Genomic DNA, 19,000 nt, shown 5'->3' with positions numbered 1-19,000 from the left:
ATGGCCAAATTTTTTATTGATCGGCCGATCTTTGCCTGGGTGATTGCCTTGTTCATCCTGGTGGTCGGCGGCGTGTCGATCACGCAGCTGCCGATTGCCCAGTACCCGCCCGTGGCCCCGCCCGCGATCGTCATCAATACGGCCTACCCCGGCGCGTCGGCCCAGACGCTCGAGGACAGCGTGCTGTCGGTGATTGAGCGTGAAATGAACGGCTCGCCCGGCCTGATCTACATGGAGTCGGTCGCGCAGGCCGACGGTTCCGGCAGCATCACGCTGAGCTTCCAGCCCGGCACCAATGCCGAGCTGGCGCAGGTGGACGTGCAGAACCGCCTGTCGCGCGCCTCGCCGCGGCTGCCAGCCGCTGTGACGCAGCAGGGCGTACGCGTAGACAAGTCGCGTGCCAACTTCCTGTTGTTCACCATGCTGTCGTCCGACAACCCGGCGCATGACCCGGTCGCGCTCGGCGACTATGCCTCGCGCAACATCGTGCCCGAACTCCAGCGCCTGCCCGGCATTGGGCAGGCCCAGCTGTTCGGCAGCGAACGCGCCATGCGCATCTGGCTCGACCCGGCCAAGCTGACGGGCTTCAGCCTTTCGGCGAACGATGTCAATACAGCGATTCGTGCGCAAAATGCCCAGGTGGCCGCCGGCAGCATCGGCGACCGGCCCAACGTGGCAGGCCAGGGCATTGCAGCCACCGTGGTGGTCAATGGGCAGCTCGCCAACGTCGGGCAGTTTGGCAATATCGTGCTGCGCGCCAACCCCGATGGCTCGTCGGTGCGCCTGAAGGATGTGGCACGTATCGAACTGGGCGGACAGTCCTATGCGACGTCGGCGCGTCTTAATGGCCAGCCCGCCGTCGGTATCGGCGTGCAGCTCGCGCCCAGCGGCAATGCGCTCGCATCCGCCAAGGCCGTGCGCGCGAAGATGGCCGAGCTTGAGCGCTACTTCCCGCAGGGCATGAAATGGGACATCCCCTACGACAGCTCGCGCTTCGTCAGGATATCGATTTCGCAGGTGGCCGAGACGCTGTTCGAGGCGGTGGCGCTGGTGTTCCTGGTGATGTTTCTGTTCCTGCAGAACTGGCGCTACACCATCATCCCGACCATCGTGGTGCCGATCTCGCTGCTGGGCACTTTCGCCACGCTGCTGGCGCTCGGGTTTTCAATCAACGTGCTCACCATGTTCGGCATGGTGCTGGTGATTGGTATCGTGGTGGACGATGCGATCGTGGTGGTCGAGAACGTCGAGCGCATCATGACCGAAGAGGGCCTGCCGCCGCTCGAGGCCACGCGCAAGGCGATGAAGCAGATCTCCGGCGCCATCATCGGCGTGACCGTGGTGCTGATCTCCGTGTTCGTGCCGCTGGCCTTCTTCGCGGGCTCGACCGGCAATATCTATCGGCAGTTTTCGGCGGTGATGGTGTCGTCAATCGGCTTCTCGGCATTCATGGCGCTGTCGCTCACACCGGCGCTCTGCGCCACGCTGCTCAAACCGGTAGAGGCCGGGCACCACCACGAAAAGACCGGTTTCTTCGGCTGGTTCAATCGGGGCTTCACACGCACGGCCAAGGGCTATGAAAGCGTGGTTGCGCGCATCCTCAAGCGTGCGGCGCGCTATCTGGTGATCTACGCAGCGATCATCGGCGCGATCGCCGTGGTCTTCCTGCGCCTGCCCACCTCGTTCTTGCCCAACGAAGACCAGGGCAACCTGCTGGTGAATGTGCAGCTGCCTCCGGGCGCGACGTACGAGCGCACGCTCTCGGTGATGCAGACCGTCGAAGCGTTCATCCTCAAGCAGCCTGAAGTGGAAAGCATGGTCGGCGTGCTGGGTTTCAGCTTCTCCGGCCAGGGTCAGAACGCCGCGCTCGCGTTCGTGACGCTCAAGGACTGGAAAGAGCGCGCGGGTGAGCAGCATTCGGCCGGAGCGGTTGCGGGACGGGCCTTCGGTGCGCTCATGGGTGTGCGTGATGCGTTCATCTTTCCGCTGAGCCCGCCGCCAATTCCCGAACTGGGTACGGCGTCGGGATTCAGCTTCCGTTTGCAGGATCGCGGCGGCGCGGGCCATGAGGCGCTCGTCAATGCGCGCAACCAGTTGCTGGGTCTGGCATCCAAGAGCCCGGTCCTCGCGCAGGTGCGTCCCGATGGCCTGGAAGACGCGCCGCAACTGCAGATCGATATTGACCGGGACAAGGCCAATGCGCTGGGCGTACCGTTCGACGCGATCAATTCGGTGTTGTCGACCTCGCTGGGCTCCAGCTACGTGAACGACTTCCCGAACCAGGGGCGCTTGCAGCGTGTGGTGGTGCAGGCCGATGCACCGGCGCGCATGCAGCCCGATGACCTGCTAAAACTGAACGCCAGCAACAGCAAGGGGCAATCGGTGCCGCTCTCGGCATTTGCCACGACGCGCTGGGCCAAGGGCGCGATGCAGACGGTGCGCTACAACGGCTATCCGGCGATCCGCATCGGCGGCAGCGCCGCACCGGGCTACAGCACCGGCGCCGCGATGGCCGAGATGGAGAAGCTGGCGGCGCAGCTGCCGCAGGGCTTCGGCTATGAGTGGACCGGCCAGTCGCGAGAGGAAAAACTCGCCGGCTCCCAGGCGACCCTTCTCTATGGCTTCGCGATCCTCGCGGTGTTCCTGTGTCTCGCTGCGCTATACGAGAGCTGGACCATTCCACTGGCGGTGATTCTGGTGGTGCCGCTGGGCGTGATCGGCGTGTTGCTGGCGACCCTGCTGCGCAGCTATTCGAACGACGTGTACTTTCAGGTGGGCCTGATCACCATCATCGGCCTGTCGGCGAAGAACGCCATTTTGATCATCGAGTTTGCGAAAGACCTTCAGGCGCAGGGCAAGGGCGTGATCGAGTCGGCGCTGGCCGCGGCCCATCTGCGTTTTCGCCCCATCATCATGACCTCGCTGGCTTTCGGCCTCGGCGTGATGCCTCTCGTGCTGGCTTCGGGCGCCGGCTCTGCTAGCCAGCGTGCCATCGGTACCGCCGTGATCGGCGGCATGGTGACCGGCACGGCGCTCGCGGTGATTTTTGTCCCGGTGTTCTTTGTCGTGGTGCGCGGCTTTTTCAAAGGCAGTGCGCGGCAAAACAGGATCTATTCGGAGCATGCCAAAGCGGCAGGCATCTCGGGAGATGAAGGAAATGAAGGTAAAGCCCATGCGTAAATCCAGGCTCCCCCAACTCCTGACGGTGGGCGCCGCGGCGCTGCTGGCGGGGTGCTCGATGATTCCCAAATACGAGCGGCCGGCCGCGCCGATTGCCGCAGAGTGGCCGGCCTCGAGCTGGATGGCTGAATCGGCCCAGGCGACCACCGGTGCGAGCCCTGCCGTGGCAACGGCACCCGCCGTGCCGGCGGCCGACATCGAATGGCAGGGTTTTTTCAGTGACCCCAAGCTCAGGCAACTGATAGAGGCGGCGCTGCGCAACAACCGCGACCTGCGGATTGCGGTGCTCAATATCGAGCAGGCCCGGGCCCAGTTCCAGATCCGGCGCGCCGACCAGTTTCCGACCGTCAATGCCGGGCTCTCGGGCTCGCGCCAGCCCAAGGCCGATGGCAACGGCGACAGCAGTATCACCAGCACCTACTCCGCCGGCTTGCTGGTGACGTCGTATGAGCTCGATTTCTTTGGCCGCGTGGCCAGCCTGAAGGAAGCCGCGCTGGCGCAGTACCTGGCGACTGAAGAGGGCCGCAAGACCACCCAGATCAGCCTGATCGCGGCCGTGGCCAACACCTACCTCAGTCTGCTGGCCGATGAAGAGCTGCTGGCCATCACGCAGCAAACGCTGGCGACGCGCGAAGAATCCTTCAAGCTGAGCAAGCTGCGCTTTGACAATGGCGTGACGTCCGAGCTGGATTTCCGGCAGGCCGAGTCGCTGACGGAAGCGGCCCGTGTCTCCCTGGCCCAGCTGGTCCGCCAGCGTGCCCTGGATCAGAATGCCCTGACGCTTTTGCTGGGCCAGCCCCTCGCGGGCGAGTTGGCAGTGGCGCCGCCGGCGGGCAAGGGGCTGGCTGACACGCCCATGCTGGTCGATGTGCCTGCCGGACTGCCCTCCGACCTGCTGACCCGCCGCCCCGACATTCGCCAGGCCGAGCAGCAGCTGCTTGCCGCCAATGCGGATATCGGCGCAGCCCGCGCCGCATTTTTCCCACGCATTTCGCTCACGACCAGCGCCGGCAGCGCCAGTTCGCACCTTTCGGGCCTCTTCAAGAGCGGCTCTTACGGCTGGACGCTGGCGCCGCAGTTGCTCCTGCCTATTTTTGATGCGGGGCGCAATCGTGCGGGGCTGGATTCGGCCAATGCCGGGCGCGACATCGCCGTGGCCCAGTACGAGAAATCGATCCAGACGGCCTTCCGCGAAGTTTCCGATGCGCTGGCAGGCCGCGCCACGCTGGGCGAGCAGTTGCGCGCGCAGCAGGCACAGGCCAACGCCGAAGCCACGCGCTTCAAGCTGGCTGACCTGCGCTACCAGAACGGGGTGGCCAGCTACCTTGACCTGCTCGATGCCCAGCGCTCGCTGTTCGCCGCGCGGCAGGCCGTGGTGCAGACCCGCCTGGCCCAGCTTCAGAGCCAGGTCACGCTTTACAAAACGCTGGGTGGTGGCTGGAAAGAGCCGGCAGCCTCCGCAGCGCCCTGAGCACATCCTGAGCGTTGGGTAGGGCGATTTTGCCGCCGCGCCCACAGGTATTTGTGAGCGAATGTGAGCGAAGTTGCTCTCAATTGAATAGCATCTTGCGCATGGCATTTATGGGCCGGATGCCTATTCAAACATTGCAATGCCATCCAGACCGGTTTCGCGCGGCCCGCCCCACCGGGTTCGGAGCCATCAAGGCGTTTTGTGTTTTCCGCTTCACCGCGCAAGGGTTCTGCCAGGAGGGCTGCATTGAGCGCGCCAGCCGTATCCGGTTGTGCTTGCAAACGGCTGGTACTCGGCGATGGCTGCCACCTCGGGCACACTTTTTGCGATTAAATTTTTGCGGATAAAGGCGCGCGCCGCGTAACCCATGATGAAAGGGCTTGAAGTCCTTGCTGAAGGGTTAGCCCCTACGAAGGAGCTGTTGGGGCGGCTGTATATTCGCAGCCGAAAGACACGCAAGCGCGGCCTCTCCCCATTGGAGACCCGCCGAACCATGAAGCACAGCGGGCCAAAAGTTCGCCAGTTTTTTATTCAGGAGTGCTACAAGCATGAAGTCAAATCGAACGATGAAGGCGCTGGCAGGCGCTGTGTTGCTGGCCTGCGCTGGCCTGGTTTCTGCGGCCACGGTGCCTGCGGGCGTGAAGCTGCATGAAACGCAGGAACTGGTTCGCAACAATGGCTCTGAGCCCGAAACCCTGGACCCCGCGCTGGCGTCGGGCGTGCCGGCCAATAACGTCATCCGTGACATGTTTGAGGGGCTGACGGCAACCGATGCGAACGGCAAGGTTGTACCCGCAGTCGCGGAGAGCTGGAAGCAGACCGATGAGAAAACCTGGGTCTTCAAACTGCGCAAGAACGCCCGGTGGTCCAACGGCGATGCAGTGACCGCAGATGACTTTGTTTACGGCATGCGGCGCTTTGTGGACCCGGCGACTGCCTCGAAATATGCCGCCACCTACGGTATCTTCCTGCTCAACGCCAAGGAAATCATTGAGGGCAAGAAGCCCGGCACCGAGTTGGGCGTCAGGGCCGTGGATCCGTACACGCTGGAAATCAAGACTCCCTTTCCTGTCGGATTTTTGCCTGATGTCGTTTCCAACCTCCAGCTGGGTCCGGTCCACAAAGCGACGGTGGAAAAGTTTGGCAAAGACTGGACCAAACCTGCCAACATGGTGAGCAATGGCGCTTTCGTCCTGAAAGACTGGCAGGTCAACAGCAAGATCACGCTGGCCAAAAGCCCCACCTACTGGGATGCCAAAAATGTCCAGCTGAACAAAATGACCTACCTGTCGGTCGAAGACGGCAACGCCGATGTCAAGCTGTACGAGTCGGGCGAGAACGACTGGGTGTATCAGCTCCCCCCGGGTACTTTTGACAAGTACAAGGCACAGTACCCGAAGGAAATTCGCAACACGGACATGCTGGGTTTGCGCTATTACTCCCTGAACAATGCGGATCCGGTCCTCAAGGACATTCGCATGCGCCAGGCGCTGTCCATGGTGATTGACCGCGACATACTGGCGCAGCGTGTGACGGCCGATGGGCAGACCCCTGCCTATGGCGTGATCGTGAAGGGCACGGCGGGTGCGGATGTCACCGCCTACGACTGGGCCAAGTGGCCCATGGCCAAACGCGTGGAGGAGGCCAAGAAGCTGATGGCGGCCGCTGGCGTTGCGCCTGGCACCAAAATCAAGTTTTCCTACAACACCAGCGATTACCACAAGAAAATGGCCATTTTTGCGGCCTCCGAGTGGAAAACCAAGCTGGGCGTAGACGTTGAACTGGAAGCGATGGAGTTCAAGGTCCTGATCAAGAAACGCACGGATAAAGACTATCAGATGGCCCGCAATGGCTGGGTTGCAGACTACAACGACGCGACCACCTTTTTGACGCTGGTGCAATGCGATTCGGACCAAAACTACCACAACAGCTGCAACCGCAAGGCCTCCGCGCTGATCGATGAAGGCAACCAGTCGCTGGACCCCGCCAAGCGCAAGACATTGCTGACCCAGGCGGCGAAGATGATCATGGACGACTACCCCATGATTCCCTTGCTGCAGTACACCGTGCCGCGACTGGTCAAGCCCTATGTAGGCGGTTATTCGACGACCAATGCCCTGGACCGCTACCGCGCCAAGGACCTGTACATCATCAAGCATTGATGTCCGGGCTGAGCTAAAGATGGGGCAGACGTCACCACGATGCCTGCCCATCGGTGACCTGCTTTTTCTGACGTTTCCTGACGCCCCATGAGTCGTTCAGGGCCAAGCTGTGGTCGGTTCTCGCTTTCGCTTTCGCTCTCACACTGACATCGACCGGAGATATTCCTCATGTGGTCTTACACCCTCAGGCGCATCCTGGCGACGATTCCGACCTTGCTGGCTGTTGTCACCGTCTGCTACCTCCTGCTCCATGCCACACCGGGTGGGCCGTTTGACGACGAACGTAAGGTGTCCGCAGCGGTTCTGGCCAATCTGCAGGCTAAATACCACCTGGACTTGCCGCTGTGGCAGCAATACCTGCACTACCTCAACAGCCTGCTGCACGGTGATCTGGGCGCCTCATTTCGCTATGCCGACTGGTCGGTCAACGAGTTGGTGGCCAAGGCGTTGCCGGTGTCCGCGGTGATCGGCGGAGGCGCCATTGTGATCGCCTTGTTTGTGGGGGTGCTGCTCGGCACCATTGCCGCCTTGCGCCAGAACAGTGTGGTCGACTACCTCGTGATGTTGCTTGGCAATGCCGGGCACGCCTTTCCCTCGTTTGTGATTGGCCCCGTGCTGATTCTGGTTTTTGCCGTCTGGCTCAAGGTCGCGCCGGCCGGGGGCTGGAACGATTTCTCGCCGCGGTTCATGGTCTTGCCGATGATGTTGCTGGTTTTCATCAACGTCGCCACCATTGGGCGCGTCATGCGCGGCAGCCTGATTGAAGTGCTGCACAGCAACTTCATCCGCACGGCGCGTGCCAAGGGCCTGCCCATGCGCACCATCATCCTGCGCCACGCTTTCAAGCCCGCGCTTTTGCCGGTGGTCTCCATCATCGGGCCCCTGGCTATTTCATCGATCACCTCGGCCATCGTGACCGAGTCGGTGTTTTCGCTGCCGGGACTGGGAAAACTGATTGTGAACGGCGCCGCCAATCGTGACTACACCCTGGTGCTGGGCCTGGTGGTGCTGGTGACGGTGATTGCCGTGACGTTCAATCTGCTGGTCGATCTGGCTTATGCCCTGCTTGACCCGAAGATCCGGTACTGACCGTACTGACCGTATTACCTACGTTGATTGAAAATCAGTATGTTATTCAGGAACAAACAGGAGAAAGATGCTCTGGTCGCGGCCCTGGATACGCTGGAAGTGGCCGATATCTCGGGGCGCAGTCCCTGGGCCGATGCGCGTGGACGTTTTTTGCGCAACAGGGCAGCGGTGTTCAGCCTGTGCCTGCTGGCCTTCATCACGCTGACCTGCATCGCCGGGCCATGGTTGCTGCCGCACGCCTTTGACGCCGCCGACTGGGATGCCATGAGCATGCCGCCCATGCTCAAGAACTGGCACTTTTTTGGCACCGACGAGTCTGGCCGGGACCTGGCTGTTCGCAGTCTGGTTGGCGGCCGCGTCTCCCTCATGGTGGGCTTTCTGGCCACCTTGTCTTCCGTCACCCTGGGCATCGTCTGGGGGGCGACGTCGGGTTTCATGGGCGGCAAGGTGGATGCCTTCATGATGCGCATCGTGGACATGATGTATGCCGTGCCCTATTTGCTGATTGCCATCTTGATGGTGACCATGCTGGGACGGGCGTTTTACCTGGTGGTGATCACCATCACGATGTTCTCCTGGATGGACATGGCCCGTGTGGTGCGCGGCCAGACCCTGTCGCTGCGCTCCAAGGAGTTTATTGAGGCAGCCCGAGCGCTGGGCGTGCCGACGCGCCGCATCATCTTTCAGCACATCGTTCCGAATCTTTTGGGCGTGGTGGTGATTTACACCACGGTCACCGTGCCGGCCGTGATCCTGACCGAGTCCGTGCTGTCCTTTCTGGGACTGGGGATTCAGGAGCCGATGACGAGCTGGGGCGTGCTGATTCACGATGGTGCGTCCGTCATGGAAGTGTCTGTGTGGATGCTGCTGTTTCCGGCCGGCCTGCTGTCCACGACCCTGTACTGCTTTAACTACATCGGGGACGGCCTGCGCGATGCGCTGGATCCCAAAGACCGCTGATTCGCATGAATACGCCATGAGCCTGATTGAAGTCAAAAACCTCGGGGTCCGGTTTCAAACCCAGGACGGGATGATCTACGCCGTCAACGGCATCAACTTTGCGCTGGACCGGGGTCAAACCCTGGGCATAGTGGGCGAAAGCGGCTCCGGCAAAAGCCAGAGCGTGCTGGCCATGATGGGCCTGTTGGCCAAGAACGGCAAAGCCAGCGGCCAGGCCTTATACCAGGGCCAGGATCTGCTGGCCATGAAGCCGGCCGAGCTCAACAAGATACGCGGCAACCGCGTGGCCATGATTTTTCAGGACCCGATGACCTCGCTCAACCCTTACCTGACGGTGGAGCGGCAGATGACCGAGGTGCTGCAGTTTCACAAAGGCATGGATCGCAAGTCCGCGCGCGCCAGGTCCGTCGAACTGCTCGATGCCGTCAAGATACCCGACGCCGCGCGCCGCATCGCGATGTACCCGCATGAGTTTTCCGGGGGCATGCGCCAGCGTGTCATGATCGCCATGGCCTTGCTGTGCGAGCCCGAGGTGTTGATTGCCGACGAACCCACGACGGCGCTGGACGTCACGGTGCAGGCGCAGATCGTTGCCTTGTTGCGTGACCTGCAGCGCGACTTCGGTACCGCCATTGTCATGATCACGCACGACCTGGGCCTGGTGGCCGGCCTGTGCGACGAAGTGATGGTGCTGTACGGCGGGCGTGTGATGGAGCAGGGTGACGCCAACAGCATTTATTACCGCGCGTCCCATCCCTATACCGTGGGCCTGCTCGGCGCCATACCGCGTCTGGACGCGGAGGATGACCTGCTGGTCGCCATTCCCGGTGCGCCGCCCAACATGGCCCGGTTGCCCAGGGGCTGCCCGTTCAGCGAGCGTTGCGCACTGGCCGACGCCGAGTGCCGCGACGTGCTTCCCCCATTGCAGGCGGCCGAGAACAATCCGGCCGTGCACAGAGCCTGCCACAGATCGATTCAGGCCGTGTCCGAACTCGCGGCGAAAGGGGTGAGCCATGTCTGAGGCGGCTCCGCCGATTCTGTCGGTGCGCGATTTGAAAGTGCATTTCAAGGTCAAAACGGGCAGCGCCTGGCCCTGGTCGCCGGCCCGTACCCTGAAGGCCGTGGATGGCATTTCTTTTGACATTCATGCGGGTGAGACGCTGGGCGTGGTGGGCGAGTCGGGTTGCGGCAAGTCGACTTTGGCCCGTGCTGTGCTGAACCTGATTCCTGTCACCGCCGGCAGCATCGTCTGGATGGGTCAGGAAATGACCGGAGCCTCCAGCCAGGTCTGGTTGAGCGTGCGAAAAGACATTCAGATGATTTTTCAGGACCCGCTGGCTTCGCTGGATCCGCGCATGACCATCGCGCAAATCATTGCCGAACCCTTGCGCACGCACCACGCCGACCTGCCCGACGATCAGGTGATGAAGCGCGTCAAGGCGATGATGACCCGCGTCGGCCTGACGGCGCAGCAAATCAACCGCTACCCGCACGAGTTTTCTGGCGGCCAATGCCAGCGCATCGGCATTGCCCGGGCCCTGATTCTGGAGCCCAAACTCATCATCTGCGACGAGCCAGTGTCGGCGCTCGATGTCTCGATCCAGGCGCAGATCATCAATCTGCTGAAGGAGCTGCAAAAGTCCATGGGCCTGGCGCTGATTTTCATTGCCCACGACCTGGCCGTGGTCAAACACATCAGTGATCGTATTTTGGTGATGTACCTAGGGCACGAGATGGAACTGGCCGGGAAGAAAGCGCTGTATGCGACGCCCCGCCATCCCTACACGAGGGCGCTACTTTCAGCCATTCCGATCCCAGACCCGAAGCTGGAGCGAAAAAAGGTGATCCAGTTGCTGCAGGGCGACCTGCCTTCGCCCATGGCCCCGTCTTCGGGATGTGTGTTTCGGACCCGCTGCCCCCTGGCCATCGCACGTTGTGCGCAGGAGGTGCCGGCATTTCGCCGCCTCGATGACCAAACGGAAGCGGCCTGTTTGCTGGCCTGAAGGGTCTTGGAATCTGAAGAAGCGAAGAAGCGAAGAAGCGCCGGCGGGCGGGGCGGCGCCGCTGATCAGTCGGCGAGCGCGGCAAACCCTTGCTGCAAATCACGCAGCAGATCGGCCGGGTCTTCCAGCCCGATGTGCAGCCGGATGACCTGGCCGCGGCCCGACCAGTCGGCCACGCTGCGGGCGCGGCGCATGTCGGTCAGCGTGACCAGGCTTTCATAGCCGCCCCACGAAGCACCTATGCCGAACAGCTGCAGGCTGTCGATCAACCGCTCGGCGGCGGCCTGGTCGAATGCATGCTGCAGCTCGAAAGACAGCAGGCCGTTGGTGCCCGAGCAGTCCCGTTGCCACAAGGCGTGGCCCGGGTGTCCGGGCAGGGCCGGGCAGAACACCGTGGCTACTTCGCCGCGGGTTTGCAGCCATGCCGCCACCTGCAGGGCGCTGCTTTCATGCAGGGCCAGGCGCGCGGCCAGGCTGCGCGCACCGCGCAGCACCAGGTAGGCGTCGTCAGGGCTCACCGTCATGCCGAAGGCGTCGCTGCGCTCGGCCAGCGCCTGCCAGGCGTCCTGCGTGGTGGCTACGGTGCCCATCATCACGTCGGAATGGCCCGACAGGTATTTGGTGGCGGCCATGATGGACACGTCGGCGCCCAGCGCCAGCGGCCGGTATTGGCAGCCGGAGCCCCAGGTGTTGTCGGCCACCAGCAGCAGGCCCCTGGCGTGCGCGATGTCGGCCAGGCGCGGCAGGTCGCACATTTCATAGACGAGCGAGCCCGGGCATTCGGCGTAGATCATGCGCGTGCCGGCCTCGATTTTTTCTTCCACATCGCTGCCGTCGGCCGCAAAGAAAGTGCAGCGGATGTTGTAAGGCGTGAGGAAGGAATGCACTAGCTTGCGCGCCGGCTCGTAGACGCTGTCCGACATCAGCAGGTGGTCGCCGGGCTTGAGGTAGGACAGCAGCGTCATCGCGATGGCGGCCAGGCCGGTGGGGAAAAGCCGCGTGCGGTGAGCGCCTTCTAGTTCGCTCACCAGGTCTTCCAGCGCGAAATTCGTCGGGTTGCCGCGGGCCCCGTAGGTGAACAGGCGCTCATCGCCGCGCCGCATGCGCATCTCGCGCTGCTGCGCCGTGTTGTCAAACAGCACGGTGCTGGCGCGCACCACGGGCGGGTTGACCGGCCGGCCGCCGTCGAAGGCGGGCTGCTTGCCGGCGTGGACCAGACGGGTCAGGGGCGACGCACCGGATGGTGAGGTAGCCGGCGGCGATTTTTTATTCATGCAGGGAGCGCCTTGGTGAACGACAGATCAGGGACACATCGGGGACACGTCAGTCCAGTTTTGCACCTGACAGCTTGACGACGCGCGACCAGCGGGCGATGTCTTCCTTGAGCTGCGCGGCAAAGGCCGCCGGCGTGTTGCCCACCACTTCGCTGCCGCCGTCGGTGATCAGCTTGCTGACTTCCGGCGACTTGAGGGAGCGCACGATGCTGTCGTGCAGGTAGGCTACGCGCTCGGGCGGCGTGCCGGCCGGCGCGAAAAACCCGTACCAGTCTTCAAAGGTGGAGTTGCGGTAGCCCAGCTCTTCCAGTGTCGGGACCTTGGCGAACACGCCGATGCGGCGCGGGCTGGTGACGGCCAGGGCGCGCATCTTGCCGTTCTGTATGAAGCTGGACACCGAGGCGGTGGAGGTGATCAGGATGTCCACCTGGCCGCCCAGCAGGTCGGTGATGGCCGGGGCCGCGCCCTTGTAGGGCACATGGGTCATGCTCAGGGCGCTGTCTTTTTCCAGCACCACGCCGACCAGGTGCGACAGCGTGCCGTTGCCCGGCGTGGCATAGGTGACGCGGCCGGGCTGGGTCTTGGTCTGCGTGGCCAGGTCGGCAAAGCTTTTCAGGGGCGAGTTGCTGGCCACCACTAGCACCAGCGGCGCCGCGTTGATCTGGGTGATGGGCAGGAAATTTTTCAACGGGTCAAAGCCCGGCGAGGCATACAGCGTGGGATTGACCGCCATCAGCGAGACCTGGCCCGTGAGCACCGTGTAGCCGTCGGGCTTGGCGTCGGCCACGGTCTTGGCGCCTATGTTGCCGCCGGCGCCGCCGCGGTTGTCGACCACGGCGCTCTGGCCGGTGATGTCGGACAGGCGGCTGGTCACAAAGCGTGTCGTGGCGTCATTGCCGCCGCCGGCCGGGAAGGGCGACACGAACTTGATGGCCTGGTTCGGGAAACCGCCGACCTGCGGCATGGGCTGCGCCGAGGCGGTGCCGTGCACGGCAAGCACGGCCCAGCAAAGTGAGGCGGCAGTGAATTTCAGCGTGGCAAGCATGGCGGGCTCCTGAAGAAAAGTGAATAAAAAGCAGGTGAAAAAGCGAAAGGCTAGGCGCTTGCGTGGGCAAGCCCAGGTGCGGCATCCGGCAGCCGGAAGGCCTGCAGCTCCTGCGCATCAAGCTGAGCAATCAGGTTGACTTCCCAGGCCAGGTATTGGCGTGCCGCCTCCTTGTTGCCGTCGTGCCGGTCATGCACAAAGAACAGGTAGTCGATGCAGTCGCTGTCGGCCGGAATGTGTTCAGTGGCCTGCAGCGGCAAACCGGCGGCGCGCCAGGCGGCCAGGCCGCCTGCCAGCAGGCTGACCTCCAGACCCAGCGCTTGAAGGTCGACGGCGGCGCAGGCCGCCACGGCGGGCTCGTCGGCAACCAGTACCACGGGGCGGCTGTCGCCGGCCAGTGCCGCCGCCAGGCGCGGCCGGATGGCCCAGCGCGCACCGGGAATATGGCTTTGGCGAAACTGCATGCTGGGGCGCAGATCGATGGCAAGCGCCGCACCGCTTGTCAGCCCGGCGGCCAGGGCTTTGGCGCTGGTGACGGGTAACACAGGCAACACAGGCAAGAGCGCCGGCTGCGCTTCAGGCAAGGCCAGGCCGCTGACCAGGCCCTGGTCCAGCACGCTGGCGTCGTGGCCCAACTGGCGCAGCCAGCTGGCCACCGTCAGCGCACGGATGCCGTCCGCATCGAACAGCACCAGCCGGGCCTGGCGCACGCCCACGTACTGGTCGGTGGCCTGGATCAGTTGGCCGCCGGGTGTGTGCTGCGCGCCGGGCAAGCTGCCGCGTGCGTATTCTTCGGGGCTGCGGACATCGCACAAAAAGAGCGTGCGCTGTGCATCGCCAGCCCAGCCGCGCACGGTCTGCGCATCGACAACGGGCACGCCGAAACGCTTTGCCAGCGCCTGGGCCGCCGCGCGCATGCCGGCGGACTCGCCGGGCTGGGCCGGTTCCTCCGCTTCCTTGTAGCGGCGCGTGCCGCCGTGTTCGAGTTTCAGGTCGGCCAGGTACCAGCCCTGGGTGCCGTTTTCGAGCGCGGACACGGGATTGCGCAGGCCCAGGTTGATCAGCGTCTGCGCACCGATGATGCTGCGCGTGCGCCCGGCGCAGTTGATCACGATGTGGGTCTGCTCGCTGGGCACCAGCTCGCGGATGCGCAAGGCCAGTTCGCCATTCGGGCAGCTGATCGCCGTCGGGATGTTCATCTTGCGGAATTCCGAAAACGGCCGCCCGTCCAGCACCACGACGTCGTCCTGCCGCGCCAGCATGGCCGCCAACTCGGTCGCGCTCACCCGGGGCGTGTGGTAGACCTGCTCGGCCAGCTCGCCAAAGGTCTTGGATGGCACGTTGACGCCGGCAAACAGCGGAAAACCGGCGGCCTGCCAGCCAGCCGTGCCGCCCTGCAGCACCTGCACATCGCTGTAGCCGAGCGCGGTGAGGCGGCGCGCGGCCAGGGGCGCTGCGCCGCAGCCATCGCCGTCATACACCACCAGCCGCACGCTTTGGCGCGGCGCCAGGCGTGGCGCGTCCAGTTCCAGCCGGCTATAGGGCAGGGGAATGCCGTAAAACAAATGGGACTGGCCGTACTGGCCGTGCTCGCGCACATCAAACAGGGCGATTTCCTCGCCGTCGTGCAGCCAGGTTTTCAGCGTGGCGGCGTCTATAAAACGTGTCATGGATAGGGAGCGCGTGGAATGTGTGGAGTGCGTGGAGTGGGAGGGCAAGGTCATCAGCGGCGGGTCTGCACGCCGATCCCCATGGTTTCGTACGTGCCCTTTTCCAGGTCGTAGCCGGTGCGTGTGTTCAGCGTTTCAAGCGCGCGGCCATACATGTGCAGGTGGCGTATCACCTGACCGGCCGGGATCTCCACCGAATGGATGTCTTCCGGCATCAGCGCGATGCCGGTGCCGGGCTCGACCACGACCGAGCTGACTTCCTTGAGCTGTGCCTTGCCCGGCACCGAGGCGTCGTCCTGGCGTTCGTACACGCGGTTGAGCTCGGTCCCTTCCACGGCGCTGATGCAGGCCCAGGTGGTGTGGTTGTGCGGCACGATGCGTTTGCCGGGGCGCATCACGTTGAGGTAGAGCGCGAAGCTCTGGTCAGCGTCTTCGGCGATCAGGTAGCGCGCCTGCAGCTCGGGGCTTTCAGGCGGCGCGAAATCTGCGGCGCTCCACAGGTCCTTGCGGCCGGCCAGCTGGTTCAGCACGGCCAGCACCCCGGCCAGGGACTGGCGCGTCGCCTCGCCGTTTCCAACAATATTTTTAATGTTTTTAATGGCGGCACCAACCACCTGGTTGCGCTCTGCTGCTGCGTTCATGGGTGTTTTCCTAGTGAAATTTCGATTTGATGGACCTAATATAGTCAAGTCATATTTCTGAAACAACTCAAAAATAGAGATAAATACATTAGTATTTGTAATATGTAAATCTTGCTGATGGCTTTGCTGATGACTTGCTGGTGACCTTGAATGAACACGCTTGACCTGGAATTGCTGAGGACCCTGGTGGCCATTGAAGAACGGAACAGCTTTGCCGGCGCCGCCATCCAGCTGGGCAAAACCCAGTCGGCGGTGACGCAGCAGATGCAGCGCCTGGAAGACCAGATCGGCCACCCGCTGTTTGAAAAGCAGGGGCGCCACAAGCGCCTGACGCCGCACGGGCAAAAGCTGCTGGATTACGCGCGCCACCTGCTGGCCATCAATGACGATGCCTTGCGCAGCCTGCAGCAGGGCAACCTGGAGGGCGTGCTGCGCATAGGCGCGCCGCACGACGTGGCCGACACCATGCTGCCGACGCTGCTGGCGCAGGTGGCGCGCGCCTCACCCCTGCTGCAGCTCGACATCCAGGTGGGGCGCAGCCCCTTCCTCATGGAGTCGCTCAAGCGCGGCGAGCTCGACATGACCATCTCCAACCGCAACGACCCGGCGCTGGACGGTGTGGTGTTGCGCACTTCGCCCACGGTGTGGCTGTGTTCGGCCAGCTACGTGCATGACCGCGCCAAGCCGGTGCCGCTGATCCTGGTGGAAGGGCCCAGCGTGTTTTACCGGCTGGCGCGCGAGGCGCTGGACGCCGCCGGCATTCCGTGGTCGCCCAACTACACCGCCTCCAGCCTGATCGGCATCAAGGCCGCGCTGCGGGCGGGCCTGGGCGTGACCGCGCGCGGCATCGAGATGGCCGGCGCCGACCTGCGCGTGCTGGGCGAAAACGACGGCCTGCCGCGTCTGCCCGACCTGGACTACTACCTGTTCATTCGCAGGAACGTTATCAACCCGGTCACGCGCAAGGTGTTCGACATGCTCAAGGCCAACCTGGGTTTGATCCGCAGCGCGGCGGACCCGGGCCCTTCGGCCGCGCAGCCCGTGGCGGAGGCGTGAGCGCTGCCGGCGGCGCCGGAACGCCCGTTGGCCCAGGGTTAATGACGTTTTAAGGCTCTAGCCCTTGCGTGGTGGGTGATGGTTGCTATTATTTTTGTGGCGATTCCAGCGTCGGCCGCAGCGTCAATGCCGCGCTCGATGCGGTCCGGGCAGTACCGGCAACGGCGGTGGCCGGCGACCGCGCCATCGGCACTGACATCTCCGTGAACTATGCTTGGCCCCTCTTCAGGAGCTGAATCATGGCCCTTTTTTCCCAGGATGCCCTCAACCCCGGCGTACGCAAACGCGAGGTGTTTGGCTGGGCCATGTACGATTTTGCGAACTCGGGCTACACCACCGTTGTGATCACGGCAGTGTTTGCCGCCTATTTCGTGGGCGGCATTGCGCAGAAGGCCGAGTGGGCCACCTTTGCCTGGACGGTGGCGCTCAGCGTGTCCTACGCGATTGTCATGCTCACCATGCCCAGCATCGGTGCCTATGCCGACCTGCGCGCAGCCAAGAAACGGCTGCTGATGCTGACGACGGTGGGTTGTGTGGTGACCACCGCAGCGCTCGCGTTTGCAGGGCCTGGCAGCGTGGCGTTCGCCATGTTGTTGATCATCCTGTCGAACACCTTCTTTTCGTATGGCGAATCGTTGACCGCCGCCTTCCTGCCGGAGCTGGCCAGGGCCGAGGCCTTGGGCAAGGTCAGTGGCTGGGGCTGGAGTTTTGGCTATTTTGGCGGCATGCTGGCGCTGGGGCTTTGCCTGGGCTACGTGATCTGGGCCCAAGGCCAGGGCATCAAGGCCGACCAGTTTGTTCCCGTCACCATGCTGATCACGGCGGTGATCTACGGCCTGGCATCGCTGGTCACGTTTCGCCTGCTCAATGAACGGGCCCAGCCCAACCCGGCTGCCTTGCGTCAGAGCGGCATGAAGGCTTCGCTTGCGCAACTGCGCCAGACTTTTCGCCAGGCCAGGCGTTACCAGGATTTCATGTGGCTGCTAGCCTGCGCGGTGTTTTACCAGGGGGGCGTGGCCGTGGCCATCGCGCTGGCTGCGATTTACGCCGAGCAGGTGATCGGCTTCCAGCCGCAGGAAACCATGGTGCTGATCTTCGTGCTCAACCTTGCAGCCGCCGGCGGCGCGTTCGCCTTTGGTTATTTCCAGGATCGCATCGGCCACAAGCTTGCGCTAGGCATCACGCTGGTGGGCTGGATCGCCACTTGCGTGATCGCTGCTATCACAACGACCAAGGGCGGCTTCTGGTACGCAGCCGCGATCGCGGGCCTGTGCATGGGCTCGAGCCAGTCGGCCGGCCGCGCCATGGCCGGCATGTTCGCGCCCGAGAGGCAACTGGCGGAGTTCTACGGGTTGTGGACCTTCGCGATCCGCCTGGCCAGCATCATCGGGCCGTTAAGCTATGGCGCCATCACCTGGATGACCGGTGGTAACCAGCGCATGGCCATTCTGTCGACGGCCGCGCTGTTTGTCGTGGGGCTGGTGCTGCTGATCCCGGTGAACATGCGGCGCGGGCGCGAAGCGGCGCTGCAGGCCAACGCCATCCAGGCCAACGCCATCCCTTAAAGCGAGAGCCAGCGTGCGGCGGCAGATCTTAGCTGCCCAGGCTCGCCGGTCGTCAGCAGCGTCACGCTGCCCATCCCCTCGTTCCTCAAAAGCATCCCGGCTTCCAGCAGTCGCCTTGTCTGCCGTGCGACGGGCTCACCGGTTTCGATGAGTTGGACTGTCTCGCCTACCAGCGACCGAAGAACGTGTTGGGCGAAAGGGTAGTGCGTGCAGCCCAGCACCAGCGTGTCGATCTGTCCGCTTTGCGTGCCGAAGGGCCCCAGGGCCTCCATGTACCGCGCGCAAAGCGTTGTGATCTGCGCCATGTCGTCGTTCTGGATGGCATCGGCCAGGCCGTCGCAGGGCTGGAATACAAACTCGGCCTGGTCTTTCAGCGAGTCGTGCAGCATGCGGACTTTGGTGCTGGCCAGCGTGCCGCGCGTGCCGATGACGCCGACGCGCCGGGTCTTGCTCAACGCCACCGCCGGCTTCAGCGCGGGCTCGACGCCTACCAGCGGCAGCTGCGGATACTCTGCGCGCACCAGGTGAATGGCGGCAGCGGTTGCTGTGTTGCAGGCGATCACCAGGGCCTTGACGCGATCCTCCTGTACCAGGCGCCGCACCACGGTGCGCGTCCGCTCGATCACGTAGCTGTCGCCACGCTCGCCGTACGGCGCAAAGCCGGCGTCGGCAAGATAGATGAAGTCCTCGGCCGGCAACTCGGCGCGCAGCGCCCCGAGGACGCTCAGGCCGCCGACGCCGCTGTCGAAAACGCCGATCAAGAAGAGCCCCCACGGTTGCTCACTGCGTGTAGCGCCCTGCCCCCCGAGGGGGCCGCTGCGCCTGCGGCCCGGCAAAGCCGGTTCCGCGGCCCCGGCTTGAAGTGAAGAAGGGACTCACGCATC

The 19,000-nt window shown here is 63.6% G+C and carries 14 protein-coding genes; 9 read left to right on the top strand and 5 right to left on the bottom strand.

Annotated features, from left to right (window positions below):
• The 7 genes from AC1DS5_RS04530 to oppF all read left to right on the top strand — a co-directional run bounded on the left by AC1DS5_RS04530 (nt 1) and on the right by oppF (nt 10,865).
• Nucleotides 1–3,180 carry an efflux RND transporter permease subunit gene (locus AC1DS5_RS04530; RefSeq protein WP_477717058.1) on the top strand — a complete coding sequence of 1,060 codons (3,180 nt, stop codon included), beginning with the start codon at nt 1–3 and terminating at the stop codon, nt 3,178–3,180.
• A complete protein-coding gene (locus AC1DS5_RS04525; protein WP_477717057.1) occupies nt 3,173–4,651 on the top strand; it encodes an efflux transporter outer membrane subunit in 1,479 nt (492 codons plus the stop codon). Before AC1DS5_RS04530 ends, AC1DS5_RS04525 begins: the two co-directional genes overlap by 8 nt.
• Before the next feature lie 548 nt (nt 4,652–5,199).
• Complete coding sequence (locus tag AC1DS5_RS04520; protein WP_477717056.1) at nt 5,200–6,813, top strand: peptide ABC transporter substrate-binding protein; 1,614 nt, start codon at nt 5,200–5,202, stop codon at nt 6,811–6,813.
• A 168-nt stretch (nt 6,814–6,981) separates the two neighbouring features.
• The gene (gene oppB, locus AC1DS5_RS04515) at nt 6,982–7,902 is read left to right on the top strand and encodes an oligopeptide ABC transporter permease OppB (RefSeq protein WP_477717055.1); all 921 of its coding nucleotides are present in this window, start codon (nt 6,982–6,984) and stop codon (nt 7,900–7,902) included.
• A gap of 39 nt (nt 7,903–7,941) precedes the next feature.
• Nucleotides 7,942–8,862: an ABC transporter permease subunit gene (locus tag AC1DS5_RS04510; protein WP_477717054.1), complete on the top strand. Its 921-nt coding sequence runs from the start codon at nt 7,942–7,944 to the stop codon at nt 8,860–8,862.
• 16 nt (nt 8,863–8,878) lie between these two features.
• Complete coding sequence (locus AC1DS5_RS04505) at nt 8,879–9,883, top strand: oligopeptide/dipeptide ABC transporter ATP-binding protein (RefSeq protein WP_477717053.1); 1,005 nt, start codon at nt 8,879–8,881, stop codon at nt 9,881–9,883.
• Nucleotides 9,876–10,865, top strand: coding sequence for a murein tripeptide/oligopeptide ABC transporter ATP binding protein OppF (gene oppF, locus AC1DS5_RS04500; protein ID WP_477717052.1), 990 nt, complete (start codon nt 9,876–9,878; stop codon nt 10,863–10,865). The genes AC1DS5_RS04505 and oppF overlap by 8 nt, the downstream gene beginning before the upstream one ends.
• A gap of 65 nt (nt 10,866–10,930) precedes the next feature.
• On the opposite strand, the gene metC is transcribed toward oppF, so the two are convergent.
• From metC to AC1DS5_RS04480, 4 genes are read right to left on the bottom strand one after another with little or no spacing between them, the layout of a single operon-like run.
• Entirely contained in the window at nt 10,931–12,139 is a 1,209-nt protein-coding gene (metC, locus tag AC1DS5_RS04495) for a cystathionine beta-lyase (protein ID WP_477717051.1), read from the bottom strand.
• 49 nt (nt 12,140–12,188) lie between these two features.
• The gene (locus AC1DS5_RS04490) at nt 12,189–13,184 is read right to left on the bottom strand and encodes a Bug family tripartite tricarboxylate transporter substrate binding protein (protein WP_477717050.1); all 996 of its coding nucleotides are present in this window, start codon (nt 13,182–13,184) and stop codon (nt 12,189–12,191) included.
• A gap of 50 nt (nt 13,185–13,234) precedes the next feature.
• Nucleotides 13,235–14,854 carry a rhodanese-like domain-containing protein gene (locus AC1DS5_RS04485; protein ID WP_477717049.1) on the bottom strand — a complete coding sequence of 540 codons (1,620 nt, stop codon included), beginning with the start codon at nt 14,852–14,854 and terminating at the stop codon, nt 13,235–13,237.
• Nucleotides 14,855–14,907: 53 nt separating this feature from the next.
• On the bottom strand, nt 14,908–15,495 hold the full coding sequence (locus AC1DS5_RS04480; RefSeq protein ID WP_477717048.1) for a cysteine dioxygenase family protein: 588 nt from the start codon (nt 15,493–15,495) through the stop codon (nt 14,908–14,910).
• A gap of 150 nt (nt 15,496–15,645) precedes the next feature.
• On the opposite strand from AC1DS5_RS04480, the gene AC1DS5_RS04475 reads away from it, so the two are divergent.
• Nucleotides 15,646–16,551 (top strand): LysR substrate-binding domain-containing protein, encoded by a 906-nt coding sequence (locus AC1DS5_RS04475; RefSeq protein WP_477717047.1) that lies wholly within the window; start codon nt 15,646–15,648, stop codon nt 16,549–16,551.
• Nucleotides 16,552–16,790: 239 nt separating this feature from the next.
• Nucleotides 16,791–18,116, top strand: a complete 1,326-nt coding sequence (locus AC1DS5_RS04470) for an MFS transporter (RefSeq protein WP_477717046.1) — start codon at nt 16,791–16,793, stop codon at nt 18,114–18,116.
• On the opposite strand, the gene murI is transcribed toward AC1DS5_RS04470, so the two are convergent.
• On the bottom strand, nt 18,113–18,877 hold the full coding sequence (murI, locus tag AC1DS5_RS04465; RefSeq protein WP_477717045.1) for a glutamate racemase: 765 nt from the start codon (nt 18,875–18,877) through the stop codon (nt 18,113–18,115). The two genes, AC1DS5_RS04470 and murI, sit on opposite strands and share 4 nt — an antisense overlap.
• Nucleotides 18,878–19,000: the final 123 nt, after the last annotated feature.

The sequence above is a fragment of the Polaromonas sp. P4_H1 genome, from assembly GCF_056400945.1.
Note: the sequence above shows the minus strand (reverse complement) of the source record. Positions and strands in the feature narration are given on the sequence as shown.